The organism is Haloarchaeobius iranensis, from assembly GCF_900103505.1.
Lineage (GTDB): Archaea > Halobacteriota > Halobacteria > Halobacteriales > Natrialbaceae > Haloarchaeobius > Haloarchaeobius iranensis.
The window spans coordinates 1-3,261 of the sequence record NZ_FNIA01000058.1 but is presented as its reverse complement, the minus strand read 5'-3'; the positions used below and the strand labels follow the sequence as shown (position 1 = coordinate 3,261).

The 3,261-nt window shown below is 54.2% G+C and carries 1 protein-coding gene and 2 pseudogenes; 1 reads left to right on the top strand and 2 read right to left on the bottom strand.

Annotated elements, in window-relative coordinates; translation table 11 throughout:
- Window positions 1–435: 435 nt before the first annotated feature.
- A pseudogene (locus BLT27_RS18845) lies at window positions 436–1,578 on the top strand (phage NrS-1 polymerase family protein); the annotation flags it as partial.
- Window positions 1,579–1,690: 112 nt separating this feature from the next.
- Here the strand turns inward: BLT27_RS18845 and BLT27_RS18840 are convergent.
- Both BLT27_RS18840 and BLT27_RS20595 read right to left on the bottom strand, forming a co-directional pair.
- Window positions 1,691–2,986 carry a PQQ-binding-like beta-propeller repeat protein gene (locus tag BLT27_RS18840; protein WP_139172441.1) on the bottom strand — a complete coding sequence of 432 codons (1,296 nt, stop codon included), beginning with the start codon at window positions 2,984–2,986 and terminating at the stop codon, window positions 1,691–1,693.
- A gap of 54 nt (window positions 2,987–3,040) precedes the next feature.
- A pseudogene (locus BLT27_RS20595) lies at window positions 3,041–3,127 on the bottom strand (hypothetical protein); the annotation flags it as partial.
- Window positions 3,128–3,261 lie beyond the last annotated feature (134 nt).

Below are 3,261 nucleotides of genomic sequence, written 5' to 3'. Positions count from 1 at the left end.
TGTGTCTCCGGCTCGTCATTGCTATCACCAACTACGAGCGAGGAAACGAACCGGGCTGTGAGAAACTATGAGATGGATTCTATGACACGCTCTGAATAGTATGGAACGCTGCTTCTGGTTCGACTCGGTTGACATGGTAGGGTGGACAGTCGAATCTGCCCATGGAATACCATCGAATACGAGAAATCTGGATTTCAGTGCAGTTGTCCAGGGCATCACAGACAGTCACCCGGCTTCCGGATTTGGTGTCCACGGTGGAAATCCAAAGACGGGAGCCATGTCCATGGAAGAAGCCTGGCGAGAAACGACTAGTATAGACGGAGAACAACTCGTGTTTGCTCGTGGGCCGGGCAATCGACGATTTCAAATAATTATACGAAAAATGATAAGAACTGGCCCGCTGGTTCAATCAGCCAGGAAACGGGGTGAACGAGCATGAGTGAGGGTTGCGAAACACTGGTGGATGCGGACGCGATTCCGGAGGGGTTGCGGTCGCGAGAGCAGTGGGTGTGCTGGCGGGTGAAGGAACGAGATGGGAAGGACACGAAGGTGCCAGTCATCCCCGGTGACGGAGACTTCGCGTCGGCGACCGACGCGGAGACATGGCGGTCGTTCGGGACGGCCGTGCAGTATGCGGGGACAAGAGAGGCGGACGGTGTTGGCTTCGTGTTCACCGAGGAGGACTCGTTCGTCGGCGTGGACCTGGACGACTGTCGCGACCCGGATACTGGCCTCCCCGACGAGGATGCACAGGACATCGTGGTCACGCTGGAGTCCTTCACCGAGGTGTCGCCGTCCGGGACTGGCTTCCACGTGATTCTCCAGGGGGAGCTGCCGGGCGACCGCAGCCGGAAGGGGTCGGTGGAGATGTACGAGACGGCGCGGTTCTTCACGATGACCGGCGACCGCGTCGAGGGGACGCCGGCGACCGTCAAGCAACGGCAGGACGCACTCGAAGAGGTGTACGAGGCGTATCTAGCGCCGGAGACTGACACTACGACGAGCTCGGAGTCAACCAACGCAAGCCCAGGAGACGATGCAGGTGGCTCGAAGACAGAAGTGACGGAGTCCGGAGGGGATGTGGACCTCTCCGATGAGGAACTGCTCGAGCGGGCGCAGAACGCCAGCAACGGAGAGAAGTTCGAACGACTGTGGCGTGGTTCCACGGCAGGCTACGAGAGCCAGTCCGAGGCCGACATGGCGCTGTGTTGTCTGCTGGCGTTCTGGACTGGTGGGGACCGAGCTCGGATGGACGAGTTGTTCCGTCGGTCTGGATTAATCCGAGAGAAGTGGGACGAGGTCCACTACGCCGACGGCTCGACGTACGGCGAGAAGACGATCGAGCGAGCGATCTCAAGTACCAGCGAGTTCTACGAGCCTGATTCTTACACTGGTATGGAAGCTAGTACTGTGGACTCGGGTTCAGCGGAGGTGACTGATTCGAATTCTCAAGCGGGTCGGAGCGACGCGCATCTCGCAGAGCGGAACCGGTTGCTGAGCGAACGGATCGACGAACTGGAGACCAAGCTCGAAGAGAAAGAAAATCGAATCAAAGAGCTCGAGAAGAATGTGGAAAAGTTCCGGACCCCAAACGAGTGAACTCGATGTTAACTGGGAAATTGTACCGTCACGGCGTCCCTACGATATGAGTAGAGAATATGATTGTTCTTAGATTCGGTTGGTTTATTGGCTAGTCGGAGTCGTAATCACCGGAAGGTCCTTCGACATACCTGTCGAATAGCTCGACAGCATCGGGTATGATGTCCGTTGGAGTTTCGCCTTCATCGTAGTCAAGAGACACGCCGAGGTACCAGGCTTCATCTTCGGCTGATATCGACTCTGGAAGTTGCTCCTTCTGGAGGGTCAGGTTTACAATTGACTGCTCCCCATCGATTGCTTCGAGGCTCATCTCGATATTCTCCTCACTCTGGCGTACGTCGACGACTTCGAACTCGGTAATCAGCGAGGAATTCCGTTGTGGGTCACCACTGATGGCCTCGTACTCCTCGCCCAGCGCGAGGAATAGCTCGAACTGGGCACCTTCGAACCGTCCGTAGTATGGCAGTTCGTCAGCTGGGATTTTGAGTGTCCCAGCCGCAGTGTCGTTAGCCGACATGGTGAACTGAGCCATAGCATCGTCGAGGGTTTGAATCTCACCGGTGAGTAGCAATCGCGTGCTCTTCGTCGGTTCGATGGCATAGACAGTCCCTTCACCAGTCGCTCGGTCTGCAGTCGGAACCCAGAGTGTGCCATCGCTTATTGCGGGCCGTTCGTCGAATCCTAACGGGAGTTGGTAACGCCACTGTAGTTCGCCTGATTCGATATCAAGTGCGTATGCTTGATTTGAATTCTCATCTTCATTTGTTCCAACGAGAAAAATCTCTTCTTGGTTGGCAACCGGAGGTTGACTGAATGAGAATCCGCTCCGGAGCTTTGTGTCCCATCTGACCTCACCGGTGTGTATATCGATAGCACAAACACGACTTCTAATATCTGCACAGAGGAGCAGGTCTTTTCTTATTACTGGCCTTGCATGGACTGAATCTGGAAGCTTGAGTGTCCACTGAGTCTCACCAGTTTCTATATCGATAGCGTAGGCGACTCGGCTATCAATCCACGTGCGTTCACCGAACTCATGTTCTTCAGTCTTTCTTACGTCTGTAACAACAAACAAGTTACCCTGAGCCGCCGAAACCGGCGCTGTGATTTCTCCTTCAACTTTGAATGACATTACCTCCTCTCCCGTAGAGATATCAAGTGCATATACATTCTTGCCGTTGCCATCATTCAAACAGATTGTCTCAGACTCTTGATCTACTGCAAGGCCGACCTTCTTTCCTGCTTGAAATTTTTTCGTCCACTGTTGCTCGCTAGTCACCGGGTCGAGTGCGAGGAGGTGATTTTGTTCACCAGCCGCGAACAGGGTATTTCGGGATGACTGGACTTTTCCATCCTTTCGTCCTTGAAGATCTACTTGCCATCTCACCTCACCAGTCAGGGAATCAATTGCATAGAGATCGTCTGGTGCAAGATATGCCGTCTCAGATTGGGTTGTAAACGTATCTCCAGATACAAAATTATCGTCGAAGTCGGCCTTCCATCGTTTGTTGTGGGTTTCAGTGTCAATTCCTACCGAAGCATACGCTGGCCCTGTTCCGGTTCTGTAGAGGGTGTCATAGAACTCTTCTCACACCGTGATGATCGTGCTTCCCGGATTGTCTCCGCGTTCGTAGTTGGTAATTGCGACGACGAGGCGAAGGC